At 72.5% G+C, this 18710-nt stretch carries 13 protein-coding genes and 1 pseudogene; 11 read left to right on the forward strand and 3 right to left on the reverse strand.

Going from position 1 to position 18710, the window contains the following annotated elements; translation table 11 throughout:
* Position 1 precedes the first annotated feature (1 nt).
* Genes MRBLWS13_RS13680 through MRBLWS13_RS13715 form a run of 8 tightly spaced genes read left to right on the forward strand, consistent with a single transcriptional unit; the run spans position 2 to position 10815 of the window.
* Positions 2-973, forward strand: a complete 972-nt coding sequence (locus MRBLWS13_RS13680; RefSeq protein ID WP_349425887.1) for a MoxR family ATPase — start codon at positions 2-4, stop codon at positions 971-973.
* The gene (locus MRBLWS13_RS13685; RefSeq protein ID WP_349425888.1) at positions 973-2235 is read left to right on the forward strand and encodes a DUF58 domain-containing protein; all 1263 of its coding nucleotides are present in this window, start codon (positions 973-975) and stop codon (positions 2233-2235) included. The genes MRBLWS13_RS13680 and MRBLWS13_RS13685 overlap by 1 nt, the downstream gene beginning before the upstream one ends.
* Positions 2232-4748, forward strand: coding sequence for a transglutaminase domain-containing protein (locus tag MRBLWS13_RS13690; RefSeq protein ID WP_349425889.1), 2517 nt, complete (start codon positions 2232-2234; stop codon positions 4746-4748). The genes MRBLWS13_RS13685 and MRBLWS13_RS13690 overlap by 4 nt, the downstream gene beginning before the upstream one ends.
* Entirely contained in the window at positions 4745-6109 is a 1365-nt protein-coding gene (locus MRBLWS13_RS13695) for an RDD family protein (protein WP_349425890.1), read from the forward strand. The genes MRBLWS13_RS13690 and MRBLWS13_RS13695 overlap by 4 nt, the downstream gene beginning before the upstream one ends.
* A complete protein-coding gene (locus tag MRBLWS13_RS13700; RefSeq protein WP_349425891.1) occupies positions 6109-6963 on the forward strand; it encodes a protein phosphatase 2C domain-containing protein in 855 nt (284 codons plus the stop codon). Before MRBLWS13_RS13695 ends, MRBLWS13_RS13700 begins: the two co-directional genes overlap by 1 nt.
* Positions 6963-8369 carry an FHA domain-containing protein gene (locus tag MRBLWS13_RS13705; protein ID WP_349425892.1) on the forward strand — a complete coding sequence of 469 codons (1407 nt, stop codon included), beginning with the start codon at positions 6963-6965 and terminating at the stop codon, positions 8367-8369. Before MRBLWS13_RS13700 ends, MRBLWS13_RS13705 begins: the two co-directional genes overlap by 1 nt.
* The gene (locus tag MRBLWS13_RS13710; RefSeq protein ID WP_349425893.1) at positions 8366-10066 is read left to right on the forward strand and encodes a serine/threonine-protein kinase; all 1701 of its coding nucleotides are present in this window, start codon (positions 8366-8368) and stop codon (positions 10064-10066) included. The genes MRBLWS13_RS13705 and MRBLWS13_RS13710 overlap by 4 nt, the downstream gene beginning before the upstream one ends.
* Positions 10063-10815, forward strand: a complete 753-nt coding sequence (locus MRBLWS13_RS13715) for a hypothetical protein (RefSeq protein WP_349425894.1) — start codon at positions 10063-10065, stop codon at positions 10813-10815. Before MRBLWS13_RS13710 ends, MRBLWS13_RS13715 begins: the two co-directional genes overlap by 4 nt.
* Before the next feature lie 45 nt (positions 10816-10860).
* Here the strand turns inward: MRBLWS13_RS13715 and MRBLWS13_RS13720 are convergent, their stop codons facing one another.
* The 3 genes from MRBLWS13_RS13720 to MRBLWS13_RS13730 all read right to left on the reverse strand — a co-directional run bounded on the left by MRBLWS13_RS13720 (position 10861) and on the right by MRBLWS13_RS13730 (position 14375).
* Entirely contained in the window at positions 10861-11352 is a 492-nt protein-coding gene (locus MRBLWS13_RS13720; protein WP_349425895.1) for a recombinase family protein, read from the reverse strand.
* Between the two features lie 76 nt (positions 11353-11428).
* Positions 11429-13270 (reverse strand): sodium:proton antiporter, encoded by a 1842-nt coding sequence (locus MRBLWS13_RS13725; RefSeq protein ID WP_349425896.1) that lies wholly within the window; start codon positions 13268-13270, stop codon positions 11429-11431.
* Between the two features lie 82 nt (positions 13271-13352).
* Positions 13353-14375 (reverse strand): malate dehydrogenase, encoded by a 1023-nt coding sequence (locus MRBLWS13_RS13730; protein WP_349425897.1) that lies wholly within the window; start codon positions 14373-14375, stop codon positions 13353-13355.
* Between the two features lie 92 nt (positions 14376-14467).
* Between MRBLWS13_RS13730 and MRBLWS13_RS13735 the strand changes: the two genes are divergently transcribed.
* The 3 genes and pseudogenes from MRBLWS13_RS13735 (at position 14468) to MRBLWS13_RS13745 (ending at position 18618) form a co-directional block, all read left to right on the forward strand.
* Positions 14468-15337, forward strand: coding sequence for a neutral zinc metallopeptidase (locus MRBLWS13_RS13735; RefSeq protein ID WP_349425898.1), 870 nt, complete (start codon positions 14468-14470; stop codon positions 15335-15337).
* Positions 15338-15390: 53 nt separating this feature from the next.
* A pseudogene (gene pip / locus MRBLWS13_RS13740) lies at positions 15391-16299 on the forward strand (prolyl aminopeptidase); the annotation flags it as partial.
* Positions 16300-17049: 750 nt separating this feature from the next.
* Positions 17050-18618, forward strand: a complete 1569-nt coding sequence (locus MRBLWS13_RS13745) for a DEAD/DEAH box helicase (protein ID WP_349425899.1) — start codon at positions 17050-17052, stop codon at positions 18616-18618.
* Positions 18619-18710 lie beyond the last annotated feature (92 nt).

Consider the following 18710-nt stretch of genomic DNA (forward strand, 5'->3'; position numbering starts at 1 on the left):
GATGACGATGACCCCCGAACAGGCGGCCTGGTTCCAGGGCACCTTCGCACGACTGGTCGACAACGTCGACCAGGCCCTCATGGGCAAGCGCGAGGTCGTCGCGCTCGTGCTGTCGGCGATGCTCGCGGAGGGCCACGTGCTGCTGGAGGATGCTCCGGGCACGGGCAAGACGAGCCTGGCCAAGGCGCTCGCGGCGACGGTGCAGGGCACCAGCAGCCGCATCCAGTTCACGCCCGACCTGCTGCCGTCCGACGTCACCGGCGTGACGATCTACGACCAGGCCTCGCACCGCTTCGAGTTCCACCGCGGCCCCGTGTTCGCCTCGATCGTGCTCGCCGACGAGATCAACCGCGCCTCGCCGAAGACGCAGTCGGCGCTGCTGGAGGTCATGGAGGAGTCGAGGATCACGGTCGACGGCGTCACGCACGATGTCGGCCGTCCGTTCCTCGTGATCGCCACCCAGAACCCGATCGAGCAGGCGGGCACGTACAAGCTGCCCGAGGCCCAGCTCGACCGGTTCCTGGTCAAAACCTCGATCGGCTATCCCGACCTCGCGGTGGCCGAGCGCATCCTCGCCGGAGCCGCCGACCGCAACCCGTCGGCGCACCTGCCCGCCATCATCACGACGGGCGCCGTCGCCGACATGGCCGACCTCGCCGGCACCGTGCACGTCGACCCCGCCGTGCTGCGCTACACGGCGCAGCTGGCCGAGGCGACGCGTGACGACGAGGCCACGCGCGTCGGCGTCTCGGTGCGCGGATCGCTCGCGATGATCCGCATCGCCAAGGTGTACGCCGCCGCACAGGGGCGCCACTTCGTGCTGCCCGACGACATCAAGGCGCTCGTCGCGCCGGTGTGGACCCACCGCATCGTGCTCGACCCCGAGGCGGAGTTCGCGGGCACGTCGGCCGAGACCGTCGTCGCGCGCGTGCTCGAGTCGATCGCCGCACCGCAGGCGAGGTCCGCGGCCTGATGACGACGGAGGCACTCGGGCAGGCGGCGGCCACGGAGGACCGTCGCGCCTGGTACGGGCAGCTGGCGCTGGACGCGCTGCGCCGCGCCGGCGGCGTACTCGCACGCGTGTTCGCGGTCGTGCGCCCCGCCGCCTGGGTGCTTCTCGCCGGCGCCGTCGCGCTGTGGATCGCCGGGCGGTCGCTCGGCTGGTGGGAGCTGACCGTCGCGGCCGTCTCCATCGCCGTCGTGCTGCTGCTGTGCCTGCTGTTCCTCATCGGACGCACCGCCTACGACGTCTCCCTCGACCTCAACCGCACGCGCGTCGTCGTGGGCGAGCGCGCCATCGGCGCGCTGACGCTCTCGAACACCGGCTCGCGCGCCATCCTGCCATCCCGCGTGCTGCTGCCGGTCGGCAGCGGGCGCGGCGTCTTCGACGTGCAGCGGCTGGCGGCCGGCGAGTCCGCGGAGGAGCTCTTCGCGATCCCCACGTCGCGCCGCGCCGTCGTCAAGGTCGGGCCGGTGAGCGTCGTGCGCGGCGATCCCCTCGGCCTGTTCGAGCGCGTGCACCGTCGTGACGAGCCGGTCGACCTGTTCGTCCACCCGCGCACCGTGCTGTTCGACGGCCAGTCCCTCGGGTTCCTGCGCGACCTCGAGGGCCTTCCCGCCACCGATCTCTCACCCGACGACGTGTCGTTCCACGCCCTGCGCGAGTATCAGCCGGGCGACGACCTGCGCCACGTGCACTGGAAGTCGACCGCGCGCACCGGCCACATGATGGTGCGTCAGTACGAGGAGACGCGCCGCTCGCACTTCGTGATCGGCCTCTCGACGAGCCCCGCCGACTATCGGGACGACGCGGAGTTCGAGCTCGCGATCTCCGCCGCCGGCTCGCTGGGGCTGCGGGCACTCCGCGACTCGCACCGCGTCGAGGTGCGGGTGCAGGAGCGCGCACTGCCGTCCGGCACGGGTAAGCAGTTCCTCGACTCCCTCTCGGCGCTGGGTCAGTCCAAGCCGCGCGCGGGCACGGTCGTCGACCTCGCCGGCGTCGTGGCGGCCACCCTGCCGCTCGCGAGCGTCGTGGTGCTCGTGTGCGGCAGCAGGGTCGACGCGAACGACCTGCGCAGCGCCTGCAGCCGCCTTCCGTTCGGCGCGCGCGTCCTCGCGGTGGTCGCTGCTCCCGGCGAGGCCGCCCCGTCGCTGCGCCGCATCGGTGAGGCGGATGTCGTGACCCTCGGCGCGCTCGAGCAGCTGCCCAACGCGCTGCGGAAGGTCCTCGCATGACCGCCCCCGTCACGCCTCTGTCGCGCGCGGGATCCGCCCCGACGACGCGTTCCGCCGCACCGCGCGTCCCCGCGCCGCGTGCTGCGGGGGAGTCCCTCGCGCTCCGCCGGTGGATCCTCGACCTCGGCGCCGTGTCGCTGCTGCTCCTCATCCCCGTCGTGGGGTTCTGGCCGACGTTCGACGGCGCACGCTATCTGGTCGCGGCCCTCGGCGGGCTCGTGCTCGGCATGGCGCTGGGCGTCCTGGGCACGCTGTTCCGCTGGGGCATCCTCCTTCTGACGGGTGCCACGGTCGTCGCCTACTTCCTCTTCGGCGGCGCTCTCGCGCTGCCGAACGCCACGGTCGCCGGCGTCGTGCCGACGCTCGAGACGCTGCGCCTCCTCGCTCTCGGCACCTTCATGTCGTGGAAGCAGCTGCTCACCACGATCGCTCCGGTGGCGACCGACGACGGCCACCTGATCGTGCCGTTCATCCTCGCGCTGGTCGCGGCCGTGCTGACGACGTCCCTCGCGCTGCGGCTGCGCAACGCCGCGTGGTCGCTCATCCCCGCGGCCGCGTTCCTCGTGATCGAGATCGCGCTGGGCACCTCCGAGCCGTTCGTGCCGGTCGTCCAGGGCGTCGTGTTCGGGCTCGTTGCCGTGATCTGGCTGGCCCTGCGCCAGGCCTGGCAGCCGCAGGCGGCGGCGATCTCGGTCGGCGAAGGCGCGGCCAGCTCGGGCGCGGGCATCCGCAGGGTGCTGTCGGGTGCGGCGGTCATCGCCATCGCCGCGGTCATCGGCATCGCCACGAGCGGGTTCGCGGCACCGACATCCCCCCGCTACGTCCTGCGTGACGTCGTGATCCCGCCGTTCGACATCCGCGAGTTCGCGAGCCCCCTGCAGTCGTTCCGCGCCTACGTGCGCGACCACCCGGAGGACGCGCTCTTCACGGTCAGCGGACTGCCCGAGGGCGCCCGTGTGCGCCTGGCAACCATGGACGCGTACAACGGCACCGTCTACAACGTCTCAGACGAGGGCAGCGGCTCGTCCAGCGCGTTCTCGCCCGCCCGCACCAACATGTCCGCCGGCGCCGAGGGCACCGAGGCGCAGGTGCACGTCGAGATCGGCGCCCTCGAGAGCGTGTGGATGCCGGATGCCGGCGCCGCCCGCAGCGTCACGTTCGACGGCGACCGGGCGGACGACCTGCGACGCACCGCGCACTACAACGAGGCGACGGAGACCGGCGTGGTGACGGCCGGCCTCGAGAAGGGCGACGCCTACACGATCGACGCGGTGATCCCCGAGGTCCCGAGCGACGAGCAGCTCGCCGACCAGGCGTTCGCGCCGCTGAAGATGCCGAAGCAGGAGGGCGTGCCCGAGAGCCTCGCCGAGATCGCATCGAAGACCGTCGCCGAGGCGACGACCCCCGTCGAGCAGGTGCGCGCGCTGCAGCTGATGCTCTCGGAGGGCGGCTATTTCAGCCACGGCCTCGCCGGTCAGCCGCTCTCGCGTGCCGGCCACGGCGCCGAGCGGATCGCGACGCTGCTCGGCTCGCAGCAGATGGTGGGCGACGACGAGCAGTACGCCACGGCGATGGCGCTGCTCGCGTCGCAGGTGGGCATCCCCGCCCGCGTCGTCATGGGGTTCTACCCCGACGAGGATGCCGCGGACGCGCCGGTCTTCACCGCGACGGGCGACAACCTGCACGCGTGGGTCGAAGTCGCTTTCGACGACGCCGGCTGGGTGCCGTTCGATCCGACGCCCCCCGAGGACCAGGTCCCGAGCGACCAGACGACGAAGCCGAAGGCAGACCCCAAGCCGCAGGTGCTGCAGCCGCCGCCCCCGCCGGCCGAGCCCGTCGACCTGCCGCCGACCGTCGCGGACGACCGCGGCTCGGAGGACGAGGACGGCCTCGACCTGGGCCTGCTGTGGACCATCGTGTCGATCGGCGTCGGCGTGCTGGGACTCCTCGCGGTCCTGCTCGCGCCCTTCATCGTGATCGGGGCGCTCAAGGCCACCCGCCGCCGTCAGCGTCGCGACGCGGAGCGCGCGTCCGACCGCATCAGCGGCGGCTGGGATGAGCTGGTCGACCGTGCCACCGACTACGGGGCTCCGGTCCCTCCCGGCGCGACGCGCCAGGAGGAGGCGGGCGTGCTCACCGCAGCGCTCGCCGAGCCGCGCGTCGCGACGCTGGCGTCCCGTGCGGATCTCGAGGTGTTCGGTCCGACCGAGCCGACGCCCGATGACATCGACGCCTTCTGGACGCAGGTCGACGAGATCGTCGGCGGGATGGGCAAGGAGCGGTCGCTGTGGCAGCGGCTGCGCGCGCGGCTCAGCATCCGCTCGCTGCTCGAAGGCACCCGCTTCGCCCTGCCGGCACGTCACACGCCCCCGCCCCGCGCCGCGAAGCCTGCGACGAAGGGCGCGGCCGCCGAGCCGGACGCGTCCGACGCCGCGCCGTCGAAGCTCGCGCCTCGGCGCACGCGCGGGAGCCGCGCCGCAGAACCCGTCCATCCCCCGCAGGAGACCGAATGACCGCCAGCCCGCACGTCGCCGCCCCCGCGGCGACTATCGGACGCCGAGTGGGGGCGTTCGCGATCGACCTCGGCGTCGCCTACGGCATCGCGGCCGTGCTGGTCGGGGTCGCGGTGCCCGTCGTGTTCGGCGTCGGCGCAACCGGGGACGCGGGGAGCCTCGAGGTGGCCGTCGTCATCTCCTCCCTGGTGGTCGGCGGTGCGCTGCTCGCCTGGTGGCTGGTGTACTCGGCCATGCAGGGCGGGCGCGGTTCGATCGGACAGCGCGCGCTCGGGCTCCAGCTGCAGGACGTCGACTCGCGCGATCACATCGGATTCTGCCGCGCGCTCTGGCGCAACATCGTGTTCGGGCTCGCGGGGTCGATCGTCGTCGGCTACTTCTCGCCGCTGTTCGACTCCAGCGGTCGTCGCCAGGGGTGGCACGACATGGCATCGCGATCGATGGTCCTCGATCTCCGGGACGGTCACGCGACGCCTCGCGTCGTCGCGACGGCACCGTTGGCCGAGAATCCGTACCTGGCGGCGGTGCGTCCGCCGGCCCCGCAGCCGCTGTACGCGGCGCCGATGGCCGACCTCCCGGTCGCGGCCGCATCGGCGCCGGCGCCCGCCGAAGCGCCACCGGCGGTGGCGGGTCCGGCTCCGGCCACACGCCCCATCGCACCCATCCGTCCCGGGGTGATCGACGGCGTGCCGTGGGTGACCGGCGACGCGCCGGTCACGCGTGCGGTGCAGACCGATCACTTCCCGAGCATGACGATGCCGTTCCCGGCGGCGACGACCACCGAGCCTCTCCCCGCCCTGTTCGGCGCGGGCACGCCGGCTGCTCCGGCTCCGGCTCCGGCTCCGGCTCCGGTCGCGGCGCCCGCCCGGCCGTTCGCCGCCGTCGCGTCGGTCGTCGCTCCACCCGCGGCACCTGCACGGCCCCTGGCGGCCGTCGTGGCCCCGGCATCCGTCGCCTTCGCGTCGTCGACGGACGACCTGGACGAGACGCGACTGGTCGTGCCACCACCCGCGCAGCGCGCTGCGCTGTACGACGAGGCTCCCATTCTCGCCGTCCTCACCTGGGACGACGGGACGCGGATGGCCGTGTATGGGCGCACGCTCTACGGGCGCAACCCGGCGAACGAGCACGGCGCCGTCTCCATCCCCGTGCGGGACGAGACGCTCTCGCTCTCGAAGACGCATTTCGAGATCGGCGGCGACTCCACCGGCGCCTGGATCGTCGACCACCACTCGACCAACGGCACCACGCTCGTGCGCGATGGCGCGCGGATCCCGCTGATGCCCGGCGTGCGCACCAACGTGCGCGCGGGAGACGCCTTCGAGTTCGGCGACCGGCGCGTCGCCGTGAGCACCGCGTGATGATCGGCCCGACGGCGCCGATCGCGGTCGCGTGCGGAGCGGCGACCGATGCGGGCCTGCGGCGCCGTATCAATGAGGACTCCTACATCGCCGCCTCACCGCTGTTCCTCGTGGCCGACGGCATGGGCGGTCACAACGCGGGCGAGATCGCCAGTGCGGCGGTCATCGAAGAGTTCGCGACGCTCGCCGGACGTGAGAGCCTCACCATCGACGAGGTGCAGACCGCCGTGACGGCGTCGCGCCGCCGTGTCGCGATGCTGCCGCCCGGCGCGGGGGCGGGAGCCGGCACCACTCTGGCCGGTGTCGTGATCGCCGATGTGGACGGCGAGGGCTACTGGCTGGCCATCAACCTCGGCGACTCGCGCACCTACCGCCTCAGCGAGGGGCGGTTCGAGCAGGTGAGCGTCGACCACTCCGTCGTGCAGGAGCTCGTCGACAGCGGGCAGCTCGCCGCCGATGCGGCCGAGCGGGACTCGCGACGCAATGTCATCACCCGCGCCATCGGTGCCGGAAGCGACTCCGAACCCGACTACTGGCTGCTCCCGGCAGAGGAGGGCGACCGCATCCTTGTCTGCTCGGACGGTCTCTCCGGAGAGCTGGATCGCGACGCGCTGCATGCCATCCTGCTCACCGAGACCGATCCGCAGGCCGCGGCGACGCGGCTGGTGCACGAGGCGATGGTGCGCGGCGGCCGCGACAACATCACGGCGCTGGTCGTCGATGCGCTCGCGGTGCGCACGCGGGCGAACCGGACGTGGGAACGCGATACGGTGCCGGTGAGCGCCCCCGCGGATCCGGCCGCCGACATCGACGGCGACACGCTGCCGCGCGTGGTCGCCACAGGAGGATTCTGATGCCGACGCTGTACGCCCCGGGAACCACGCCGATCGCGGTGACGCCGCGCGGCTTCGCGGTGCTCGAACCGGGAACCTCGGCAGCGCTCCTCGGGCGCATACGCACCCTCGTCGCCGAGGGGCGCGGTCTGGGCGGCGTGATCGAGGCGCTCACGGGCGCCTACGGCGCGTCCCTGACGGCGATCCCGGCCTTCGCGGTGGCGCTTCCCGAAGGTGACGGCATCCGCGTCGCCGTGCGCGGCGACTTCGCCTTCGAGGTCGACGCGGCGACGCCCGAGCGGGTCACGGGCACGGGCGTGACGACGTGGACCGAGCGGGTGATCCCCGCGGTCGTGCGCGTGGCGCTGACGACGTCCGAACCGGACGCCTCGTCGCCCGCCGAGTGGGAGATCGCCGACGGCATCGTGCTGGCCGGGGGAATCGTGTGGGATGCCGCGCCCCCACGCCCGTCGGCGGCACCGGCGCTGGCGAAGCGCCCGGAGCCCGCCTCCGCCCCTGCGGGCGCACCGCCACCGGAGCCTCCGGCTGCTGCCCTCGCGGATGCCGCTGTGGCCGCCCCCGAGACCTCCGCTGAAGGGCCCGGCGGGGAGCCGACCTCGGCGGCTCCCGCGACCCCGCGCTCCGCGGCGTCCCCGGCGCCCGTGATCGCCGTGCCGGCCGGAGGGCTCATCGACTCCGTGCCGTCGCTCGCCGATGCCGAGACGCTCCTGCCGTCCGATTCCGCGCTCTCGCCGGAGGACGTCGCGCCGGCGCGGAGCGGGCTCGATGCGTGGTTGATGGACGAGGACGACGACGAGGACGAGGATGCCGCCGTCGGCGCTGCCGGCTTCGACGAGCTGATCGGCGCCACCGTGATCCGCTCCGCCGACGACGTCGAGCCGCAGGAGGCGCCGGCACCGGCTCAGGCGCCCGGCTCGGCCGTCGCCGGCGATCATGACGGCGCGACGATCTCGCTCGCCCAGGCGCGCGCGCTGCGTGCGGCGGCATCCGGTGTCGAAGGCTCGAACGCGACGCCCTCCGCTGCGGACACTCCTCTCGACCCGCTCGCCCCGCCGCGCGCGCCCGCACCCGGGCGTGTGCGGATGTCGACGGGGCAGGTGATCCCGCTCGACCGCACTGTCGTGATCGGGCGCCGGCCGCGCTCCACGCGCGTGAGCGGCACCGACCTGCCGCACCTGGTCGCGGTCGACAGCCCGCAGCAGGACATCTCGCGCAGCCACGTCGAGCTGCGGGCCGAAGGCGAGAGCATCGTCGCCACGGATCTGCGCACCACCAACGGCACCACGCTGCTGCGTCCGGGAACGGACCCCGTGCGGCTGCACCCCGGTGAGGGCACGGTGGTCGTCCCGGGCGATGTGCTGGATCTCGGCGACGGCATCACGGTCGCGATCGAAGGGATGTCGTGAGTCCCAAGCGCGCGCCGATGGCACCGCCCGATCTGCCGGGCTTCACCTATGTCGACCTGCTCGGGTCCGGCGGCTTCGCCGACGTGTACCTGTACGAGCAGCAGCTTCCCAAGCGACGCGTGGCCGTCAAGGTGCTGCTCACGGAGCGCATGTCGAGCGGCTCGGTCGAGGAGTTCACCGCCGAGGCCAACGTCATGGCCATGCTCTCGACGCACCCGGCGATCGTCACCATCTACCAGGCCGGCGTCGCGCAGGACGGCCGCCCGTACCTCGTGATGGAGTACTGCCCGCGTCCGAACCTGCAGGTGCGCTACCGGCGCGAGCCGTTCTCGATCGCCGAGTCGCTCCGCGTCGGCGTGCAGGTCGCCGCAGCCGTGGAGACCGCCCACCGCGCCGGAGTGCTCCACCGCGACATCAAGCCCGCCAACATCCTCGTCACCGAGTACAACCGTCCGGCGCTCACCGACTTCGGAATCGCGTCGACGACGAATGCCGCCGCCGAGTCGGCGGGTCTGTCGATTCCCTGGTCGCCGCCGGAGTCGTTCGCCGACGTGCCGCGCAGCGACCCGCGCTCCGATGTGTGGGCGCTCGGGGCGACCGTCTACACGCTCCTCGCCGGCCGGTCGCCGTTCGAGCTGCCCGGTCAGCGCAACACGGCCGCCGAGCTCATCCACCGCATCGAGACGCTCGCGCTGCCGCCTCTCGGCCGTGCCGACGTGCCGGTGTCGCTGCAGCGGGCGCTCGAGCGGGCGATGGCGAAGTCACCCGCCGATCGCTACGAGAGCGCACTGGCGTTCGCGCGTGCGCTGCAGACCGTGCAGATCGAGCTGTCGCACTCGGTGACGCCGATCGACATCCTCGACGACCAGCTTCCTGACGACATCGAGGAGGACGAGGACGACGGGCTCACGCGCGTGCGCGGCGTCGTCAGCATCAACCCCGAGACCACACCGGCGGCCGGCATGACGCGTCCGTCGGCTGTCACCGCCCCGGCGGCGTCGCGGTTCGAGCCGGCGCCCGTCGACGAGACGGTCGCGCGGTCGATGACTCCGACGTCGGCGTACGACCAGACGCAGCTCCGCGGGCAGCCCGACCTGCCGGTGTCGCTCGACGAGACGGTTCTCCGCGCCCCGGTGACCAGCGGATTCGCCACGACCGGCGCCACGACCGTGTCGCGAAGCACCCTCGACAAGCACGCCGCTGAGGCGAGCGTCCCGGGGATGTTCGCCCCCGGCACCGATGCGGTCGTCGCATCCGACGCCGACCAGATCGCGCCGCGCCGGCGCACCGGACTGTGGATCGGGCTCGGCGCGGGTGCCCTCGTGATCGTCGCGGTGATCATCGGAGTGTCGCTTCCCGGTCTGCTGTCGGGCACGTCCCAGGATCCGCCGACACCCTCCGCCACGCCGAAGCCGCAGGATCCGATCTCGATGGTCGTGCCCCCGGTGGAGGACGTGGCCGGGGCCGTCGTCGACGGTGGGGTGCGCTTCACCTGGAAGAATCCCGACCCGCAGGACGGCGACAGCTACATCGTCGAGCCGGTCTCGGCGAGTGACCCCACCACCGAGTCCCAGTCCGTCGGCACCGCCGAGGTCGTCGTGCCCGCGGTGGCGTCGGGGCCGACGTGCATCGACGTCACCCTCGTGCGTGACAACGGCCGAGCCCAGCAGACACCGAGCCGGGGGTGCACGCCATGACCGCTGCCGTAGCCGACACGCTGAAGGTGGAGTTCGCCGGCGAGGAGTTCTCGGTCGCACCCGACACCGTGTTCACGGTGGGCCGCGAAGGCGACCTCGCCATCGACGACAACCTGTTCCTGCACCGGAACTTCCTCACGATCCAGAACGTCGAGGGTCTCTGGCTGCTCTCCAATGTCGGCTCGCGCCTGTCGGCGACCGTCACCGACACCGGTGGCCGCGTCCAGGCCTGGCTGGCACCGGGCGCCCGCCTGCCGCTGGTCTTCGCCGCGACATCCGTCATCTTCAGCGCGGGACCGACGACGTACGAGCTCACGATCCATGCCGCCGAGCCGACGTTCCGCGACACGCCGCCGCCGCCCGATGACGACGGGCTGAGCACGATCGGCGACGTTCCGCTCACCCACAGCCAGCGCGTCATGATCCTCGCGCTCGCCGAGCCGGTGCTGCGTCGCGAGGGAACCGGCATGAGCGAGCTGCCGACCTCGGCGCAGGCCGCCGAGCGGCTGGGCTGGACGCTCACCCGCTTCAACCGCAAGCTCGACAACGTGTGCGACAAGCTCGACCGCATCGGGGTTCCGGGCATGCGCGGCGGCGTCCGCTCCTACGCCACCAACCGTCGCGTCCGGCTCGTCGAGCACGCGCTCGCGGCGCGCCTGGTCACGCGCGACGATCTGCCGCTCCTCGACGAGGAGCGCGCGAACGCCCTCAGCGGGGAACGCGACTCCCGCGCCGACGACGACGCCTGAGCGCCGGGTGAGCGGGCCGGCCCCGGTGACCGCCGGCCGGCGAGATCAGCGTCCGGCGTCGTAGAGGTGGCGGCCGCCGTGGCTGACGACCTTCACGACGACGCCCCGCCGGTGCAGCTCGGCGACGGTGCGGGCCTCTTCGTCGATGTCGCGGCCGAGGGCGTGCACGTTCGCGACGACGAGCACATCGCCGCGTCGCAGCGTCCCGTAGAGGCGCACAAGCCGCTCCTCCCACGACTCGAGCGTCTCGGGAGCCGGATGCCGGAACCCTTCGATCGGCACCCCGAAGCGCGTCAGGTCATTGCGCTGCTCGACGACCGAGGGCATGTCGTCGCGGGCGATCACGAGTCCGACCAGGCGTGAGCCCGCGGGCCGGGCCTGCCACCAGTCGCGGTTCTGCTGCAGCTCGGTGAAGCACTTCGGGCACTCCGCAGCCGGGTGAGGCAGATGCAGGGGCGCGGTGTCGGCCCCGGCCGACCCGCTGACGGGAGCCGCGTGCGTATGCGCGGCGTCCGGCGTCTTCGTCGTCTCGCTCATGTGAGGCCCCCTCGCTCGATGCCCATTGTCTCACCAGGCGAGGCCAACGCCGCGCCTCGCCCGGACGATCAGCCGCTCAGTCCTCGTCGTCGAGCCGCAGCTCGAGGCTCAGCTGGTCGGCGTCGAGCTCGGCGAGTGCGTGGCGCAGGGCCGGCGTGCTGTAGCCGCCGCCGGACGAGAGCTGGTTGAGCCGCGTGCGCATCGCCTCGATCATCGCGAGTCGGAGCTCCAGCAAGTCGCGCGTGGGAAGGGTGTCGGTCTCGTCGGGCGGATCGACCATACGGCTGCCGACGATCTCGACGAGGTCGTCGGTGAACTCGGTCCCGTCGCGGCGGCGAAGGGCGGGGTTCGACAGCGCGGCCACGGCCGCATCGCGCAGCTCGTCGTCGAGGGCGGACTGCTCCGCCTTGTCGAGACTGTCGTCGCCCGACCGCTCGAGCCGCAGCACGCCGACGAGCCACGGAAGCGTGAAGCCCTGGAGCATGAGGCTGCCCACCGCGACGGCGAAGGCGATGAACACCAGCAGCGCGCGATCGGAGGTGTCGTCGCGCGGCAGCGTCTGCGCGGCCGCCAGCGTCACGACGCCGCGCATGCCGGCCCACACGATGATGGCGCCGTGCTTCCAGCCGAGCGGCGACGCCTGGTAGTAGTCGAGGTCGCTCAGCGCGCGCGACACCCGCTCGCGCATCGATGAGATGCGGCGCTGGGCGCGGGGGCTGTCCACACTCGCCTCGTCGCGCCGGTTGCGACGGCGACGACGGGATGCCGTCGGCCGCGCCGCGGTGTCTCGCGAGGCGGCGGCATCCGTTCCCCGTTCGGTGTCGGCGCCGGAGCGCACTGCGCCACCGCCGGCGATCTCGTCGATGCGGGCGGACATCGCCTCGAGCCGGCTTCGTTGGCGACCTCGGGCGCGCCGGCTCTGCAGCCATACGAGGAGCGACACGTAGCCCGCTCTCACCGCGATGATGATGGCGAGCGCGCCTGCCGCGATGCCGAGACCCGTGCCGAGGCCGTTGTGGTCCTGCACGTTCTGCGTGACGATGTCGCGCAGCTCGAGCCCCATCACCAGGAAGACGGCGCCCTCGAGCACGAGCTCGATGGTCCGCCAGTTGTGCTCGTCCGAGCGGCGCTGCTCGGGGGTGAACCACCGCGCCGCGCCCTGCCCGGTGACGATGCCGGCGACGACGGCGGCCACGAGTCCTGAGCCGCCGAGCTCCTCGGTGGGGATGTAGGCGATGAAAGGCACCACGAAGCCGACCGCGGTGTTGGCGGCGGAGTTCTTGATGAGCGCCCGCAGGCGCAGGTTGAGGAAGCCGATGACCGCACCGACCACGACGGCGACGAGCACGCCCCACGCGAAGGCCGGGAGGAACCCCACGCCGACGCTGGTGTCACCGGCCACCGTCGTGGCGACCGCGACCGAGGCGATCATCGTGCGCAGCAGCACGAGCGCCGTGGCGTCGTTGAGCAGGCTCTCGCCCTCGAGCATCGTCACCACCCGCCGGGAGACGCCCAGTCGCTTCACGATGGAGGTGGCCACGGCATCCGTGGGACTCAGGATCGCGCCGAGCGCCACGGCGATGGCGGGATGGATGCCGGGGATCACGGCGATGAAGAAGACGCCCAGCACGATGGAGCTCAGGATGACGAGGAGGAACGACAGCCCCGCGATCGGCCCGAAGTCGCGGCGGAACTCGATCGCCGGCAGCGCGACCGCGGCCGAGTAGAGCAGCGGCGGCAGCACGCCGACCAGGATCCAGTCCGGGTTGATCTCGGGGATCTCGACGAACGGCAGCAGGCTGACCGCGCCGCCGATGAGCAGCAGGATCAGCGGTCCCGCGATGCCGAGCTTCGGCGCGACCGCCGTCGCCAGCGCGATGACGACGATCGCGACGATGACGACGATCAGCACTTCCACGACTCAGAGCCTATTGCCGTGCCTCTGGCCGGTCGTTGAGCGAGCTTGCGAGTCGAAACGCAGAGACGAAGCGCGCCCAGGGTCAGAGCACCCCGAGGTCGCGCACGGCGTCGCGCTCGGCGACCAGCTCGGCCACGGAGGCGTCGATGCGGCCGCGAGCGCGATCGTCGAGGTCGAGCCCCTCGACGATGCGGTAGCCGGATCGGCCGCCGCGCGAGGTCACGGGGAACGAGCACACGAGGCCCTCGGGCACGCCGTACTCGCCGCGCGAGAGCACCGCGGCCGACGTCAGCCCCCGCCCCGACCCCAGCTGCTCATCGCGGACGTGGTCGATCGCCGCGTTCGCCGCCGAAGCCACCGAGGACGAGCCACGCACCGCGATGATCTCGGCGCCGCGCTTGGCGACCCGCGGGATGAAGACGTCGTCGAGCCACGCCGTCGCCTGCTCGTGTCCGCTCAGGCGCTCGGCCAGCGCATCGGACACCGGCATCCCGTCTGCGAGGATCGCGTGCGAGACGTCCGGGAACTGCGTCGCGGAGTGGTTGCCCCACACGACGACGTCGGCGATCTCGTCCGCCGTCACCTGGAGCGCCTCGGCGAGCTGGCCGACGGCGCGGTTGTGGTCGAGGCGTGTGAGGGCGCTGAACCGGTCGGCCGGCACGTCGGGAGCAGCGGATGCCGCGGCGATGAGCGCGTTGGTGTTCGCGGGGTTGCCCACCACGACCACGCGCACGTCCTCGTCGGCCACGGCGCCGATCGCCTGGCCCTGGGGGCCGAAGATGCCGGCGTTCGCCGCCAGAAGGTCGCCGCGCTCCATCCCGGCGGTGCGGGGCCGCGCGCCGACGAGCAGCGCGATGCGGGTGCCGTTGAAGGCGGTCAGCGGATCGTCGGTCACGTCGACGTCGACCAGCAGCGGGAATGCGCCGTCCTGCAGTTCCAGCGCCGCGCCCTCGGCGGCCCTCATGCCCTGTGGGATCTCGAGCAGCCGCAGGCGAACCGGACGATCGGCCCCGAGCATGTCGCCCGCCGCGATGCGGAACATCAGCGCGTAGCCGATCTGCCCGCCGCCGCCGGTGATGGTCACGGTCGTGGGTTCGCTCACCATCCCACGAGCCTATGCCCGCGGCATTGTACGCATTCCGCGCGATTCTGTGGCGTTCCTGTGTGCGATCAGGCGATCGGGGTACCGTGACAGGCATGACGTTCAATGAGAACGCCAACGTCGGGGGGAACACGGCGCGGCGTCGAGGAGCGGGCGCGGCCGTGGCGGGCGGTGGTATCGCCGGCATCGGCGCGATCGCCGTGCTGCTGTTCCAGCTGTTCACCGGACAGGATCTGTCGAGCATCCTTCCCGGGACCCCGCAGGCCGGCACCGCCGGCGAGTCCGAGATCGAGCAGTGCGAGACCGGTGCCGACGCGAATCGCAACGACGCGTGCCGTCTCGCCGCCGGCAGCGTGGTGCTCGACGAGTACTGGACGACGCAGATGCAGGGGTACCGTGCTCCCCAGCTCGTGATCGTCGACGTGCAGACCCCGACGCAGTGCGGCACGGCATCCAACCAGACCGGCCCGTTCTACTGCCCGCCCGAGGAGACCGTCTACATCGACCCGACGTTCTTCGGCCTCCTGCGCCAGCAGTTCGACGCGTCGGCCGGGGATCTGGCCCAGCTCTACGTGCTCGCCCACGAGTACGGGCATCACGTGCAGCATCTCGTCGGGATCATGGAGCAGTACCCCGACAACGGCACGGGGCCGGACACCAACGGCGTGCGCAGAGAGCTGCAGGCGGACTGCTTCGCCGGCGCCTGGGTCGGCGGCATGACCGAGCAGGTCGACGACAACGGCGTGCCGTATCTGCAGGAGCCGACCCCGCAGCAGATCACCGATGCCCTCAACGCGGCCGGCACCGTCGGCGACGACCACATCCAGCAGGAATCCGGGGGCGTCGTGAACCCCGAATCCTGGACGCACGGCTCCAGCGAGCAGCGTCAGCGCTGGTTCGAGGCCGGTTACCAGGGCGGCGTGTCCGCCTGCGACACCTTCAGCGTGCCGGGGGGCAGCCTGTGAACGAACACCTCGACGACATCCTCTATCCGCCCCTCGAGCCCTACGACACCGGCATGCTCATCGCCGGCGAGGGCAATCGCATCGCCTACGAGCAGAGCGGCAACCCCGAGGGCAAGCCGGTGGTGTTCCTGCACGGCGGTCCGGGCGCGGGCACGTCGCCCTGGCACCGGCGATTCTTCGACCCCGAGCGCTACCGCATCATCCTGCTGGACCAGCGCGGCTGCGGGCGCTCCACCCCGCACGCGGGCGACCCGGACGCCGACCTCCGCCACAACACCACGTGGCACCTCGTCGCCGACATCGAGCTGCTGCGCAAGAACCTCGGCATCGAGCGATGGCAGGTGTTCGGCGGATCGTGGGGGAGCGCCCTGGCGCTCGCCTACGCCGAGGCGCACCCGCAGGCGGTGACCGAGATCGTGCTGCGCGGCGTCTTCACGCTGCGCCGCCACGAGCTGGAGTGGTTCTACGAGGGCGGTGCGGCATCCGTCGTCCCCGACCTCTGGGAGGACTTCATCGCTCCCATCCCGATCCTCGAGCGCTCGCAGCTCATGCAGGCGTATCACCGGCGCCTCGCCGACCCAGACCCCGCCGTGCACGTGCCGGCGGCCGTCGCCTGGTCGCGATGGGAGGCGGCGAACCTCACACTGCTGCCCGATCCGGAACTGGTCGACGCGATGTCCGAGCCGCGCGCCGCCGTGGCCTTCGCCCGCATCGAGAACCACTACTTCCTGCACGGCGGCTGGTTCGCGCCGGATCAGCTGATCGCCGGCGTCGACCGCATCCGGCACATCCCGGCCGCCATCGTGCAGGGCCGCTACGACGTGTGCACGCCCGCGATGACCGCGTGGGATCTGCACCGTGCGTGGCCCGAGGCCGACTTCACGATGATTCCGGATGCCGCGCATGCGGCGTCCGAGCCGGGCATCGCCGCCGCGCTCCGCGCCGCAACCGACCGCTTCGCCGCGGTGAGCGCCGGGAGCGACGCCGCTGCCGATGACGAGTCCGGCCCGGGCGAGGGTGTCGAGAACGCCGTCGTGGACGAGGACGCCAGCCCGGGCGAGAGCGCGGAGGACGACGTCGCGCCGGAGCGCGAGTCCGACGGCGGGGAAGCTTCGGTGCCCGAGCCCCCGTCGGGAGCGTCGGAGCCCGAGGCGGACGGGGCGGGAGAGTCCGCGCCCGAGGCGGACGGCGCGGAGGAGTCCCAGGCGGACGGGTCGGTGCCCCCGGCGGACGGGTCGGTGCCCCAGGTGGATGGGTCGGTGCCCCAAGTGGACGGGGCGGTGCCCCCGGCGGACGGGCCCGGAGCCGACGTCAGCGGTCCGCGCACGGCGTACCGCTCGCCGCGCCGCGCCCGTCATCCCTGAGCGCGGGTGCCGTTGTCCTCAGATTCCGGTCGTTGAGCGAGGGAGCGCCAGCGACCGAGACGAAACGCGTTGAGCCGCTCATCGGCGCCGGGTGCGGGGCGTTTCGTCTCGCTCGTCCCTCGCTCGCTCAACGACCGGGAGAGGCTGCGGAGAACGCTCAGGCGTGGCCTGCTAAGATGGATCATCTTGCAGCGCTTCCCTGCGCTTCTTGCGTCGTAGAACGCTTCCCCTCCCGCCGCCGCCCGGCTCAGCCGCGCGATGCCGGTGATGACTTTCGTACGGCGACCCGTGGGCGAAATACGCCCCGGCCACCGACAGGGCACCCGTGTGCCCGGAGAAATCCCACTCATGACCGAAACCACTTTCGGCGCGCTCGGCGTGCCGCAGCCCCTCGTCGACGCGCTCGCCGCGGACGGCAAGACCACCGCGTTCCCGATCCAGGTCGACACGCTCCCCGACACGCTCGCGGGCCGCGACGTGCTCGGCCGCGGCAAGACCGGCTCGGGCAAGACCCTCGCGTTCTCGATCCCGATGGCCGCCCGCCTCGGCGGCAAGCTCGCCGGCGGCAACCGCCGCAAGGGCCGTCCGCTCGGCCTCGTGCTCGCGCCGACCCGCGAGCTCGCCACGCAGATCGATGCGGTGCTCGCGCCGCTCGCCAAGGCATACGGCCTCACCACCACCACCATCTTTGGCGGCGTGAACCAGAACCGTCAGGTGCAGGCGTTGAACGCCGGCGTCGACATCGTCGTGGCGTGCCCCGGCCGTCTCGAAGACCTCATGAAGCAGGGCTACGTGCACCTCGACGCCGTCGAGATCACCGTCATCGACGAGGCCGACCACATGGCCGACCTCGGCTTCCTGCCGGGCGTCACGCGCATCCTGAACGCGACGCCGGCCGGCGGCCAGCGCCTGCTGTTCAGCGCGACCCTCGACAACGGGGTCGACAAGCTCGTCAACCGCTTCCTGCAGAACGAGGTGCTGCACTCCGTCGACGAGGCGCACTCGCCGGTCGCCGCGATGACGCACCACGTCTTCACGCTCGCCGACGCCGACGCCAAGAAGGACGTCGTCAAGGCGCTCGCATCGGGCACCGGCCGGCGCATCCTGTTCATGCGCACGAAGCACCAGGCCAAGAAGCTCGCCAAGCAGCTCACCGGCCAGGGCATCCCGGCCGTCGACCTGCACGGCAACCTGTCGCAGGCCGCGCGCGACCGCAACCTCGCGGCGTTCTCGTCGGGCTCCGTCCGGGTGCTGGTGGCGACGGATGTCGCGGCCCGCGGTGTGCACGTCGACGATGTCGAGCTCGTCATCCACGTCGACCCGCCGACCGAGCACAAGGCGTACCTGCACCGTTCGGGTCGCACGGCCCGCGCGGGTGCGGAAGGCGCCGTCGTCACGCTGGTGCTGCCCGAGCAGAAGCGCGACGTTTCGCAGTTGCTGCGCAAGGCCGCGATCTCGGTCGAGCCGGTCGCCGTGACGGATGCCTCGCCCGCGGTCACCGCGCTCGTCGGCCAGGTCGCCGCGTACGTCAAGCCGGTTCCGGTGGCCGAGACGCCGCGCGGCACCAGCCAGGGTGCGAACGCGCAGCGCAAGCGCGCCGCGCGCGACGGTCGCCAGGGCGCCGAGGGTTCGGGTCGCTCCGGCTCGGGTGCCGGCGGAGGCCGCCGCCGTGGCTCCGGTCAGGGCGCCCAGGGCGCAGGCCGTGGCCAGGGCGCGGGTCGGGGACGCGATGCCGCCGCGGCGCAGGACCGCGGCGCTCACCAGCGCAGTGACCAGAGCGCCGGCCACACCCGGTCGGCCCAGCCGGCAGGGAACCCCCGCACGCAGGGTCGTCGCGCGTCGTCGACCGGCACCGGCAAGCTGATGGTCGGCTCCGTCGTCCGCCCGAACGGAACGAACCGCCGCGGCGGTCGCTGAGACACTCCCTCGAACCCCTTCTGCTCTCCGAGCAGGAGGGGTTCGGCGTTTCGGGACACCGTCAGTCGGTCGAGGACCGCGGGTCGGCGATG

It is taken from the genome of Microbacterium sp. LWS13-1.2 (assembly GCF_040144835.1).
In the GTDB taxonomy this organism is placed as follows: Bacteria; Actinomycetota; Actinomycetes; order Actinomycetales; family Microbacteriaceae; genus Microbacterium.

Bases quoted from the DNA above. Each gene is read 5' to 3' on its own strand.
- MRBLWS13_RS13680 (WP_349425887.1), top strand. From the start codon at position 2: ATGACGATGACCCCCGAACAGGCGGCCTGGTTCCAGGGCACCTTCGCA.
- MRBLWS13_RS13685 (WP_349425888.1), top strand. From the start codon at position 973: ATGACGACGGAGGCACTCGGGCAGGCGGCGGCCACGGAGGACCGTCGC.
- MRBLWS13_RS13690 (WP_349425889.1), top strand. From the start codon at position 2,232: ATGACCGCCCCCGTCACGCCTCTGTCGCGCGCGGGATCCGCCCCGACG.
- MRBLWS13_RS13695 (WP_349425890.1), top strand. From the start codon at position 4,745: ATGACCGCCAGCCCGCACGTCGCCGCCCCCGCGGCGACTATCGGACGC.
- MRBLWS13_RS13700 (WP_349425891.1), top strand. From the start codon at position 6,109: ATGATCGGCCCGACGGCGCCGATCGCGGTCGCGTGCGGAGCGGCGACC.
- MRBLWS13_RS13705 (WP_349425892.1), top strand. From the start codon at position 6,963: ATGCCGACGCTGTACGCCCCGGGAACCACGCCGATCGCGGTGACGCCG.
- MRBLWS13_RS13715 (WP_349425894.1), top strand. From the start codon at position 10,063: ATGACCGCTGCCGTAGCCGACACGCTGAAGGTGGAGTTCGCCGGCGAG.
- MRBLWS13_RS13720 (WP_349425895.1), bottom strand. From the start codon at position 11,352: ATGAGCGAGACGACGAAGACGCCGGACGCCGCGCATACGCACGCGGCT.
- MRBLWS13_RS13730 (WP_349425897.1), bottom strand. From the start codon at position 14,375: ATGGTGAGCGAACCCACGACCGTGACCATCACCGGCGGCGGCGGGCAG.
- MRBLWS13_RS13735 (WP_349425898.1), top strand. From the start codon at position 14,468: ATGACGTTCAATGAGAACGCCAACGTCGGGGGGAACACGGCGCGGCGT.
- MRBLWS13_RS13745 (WP_349425899.1), top strand. From the start codon at position 17,050: ATGACCGAAACCACTTTCGGCGCGCTCGGCGTGCCGCAGCCCCTCGTC.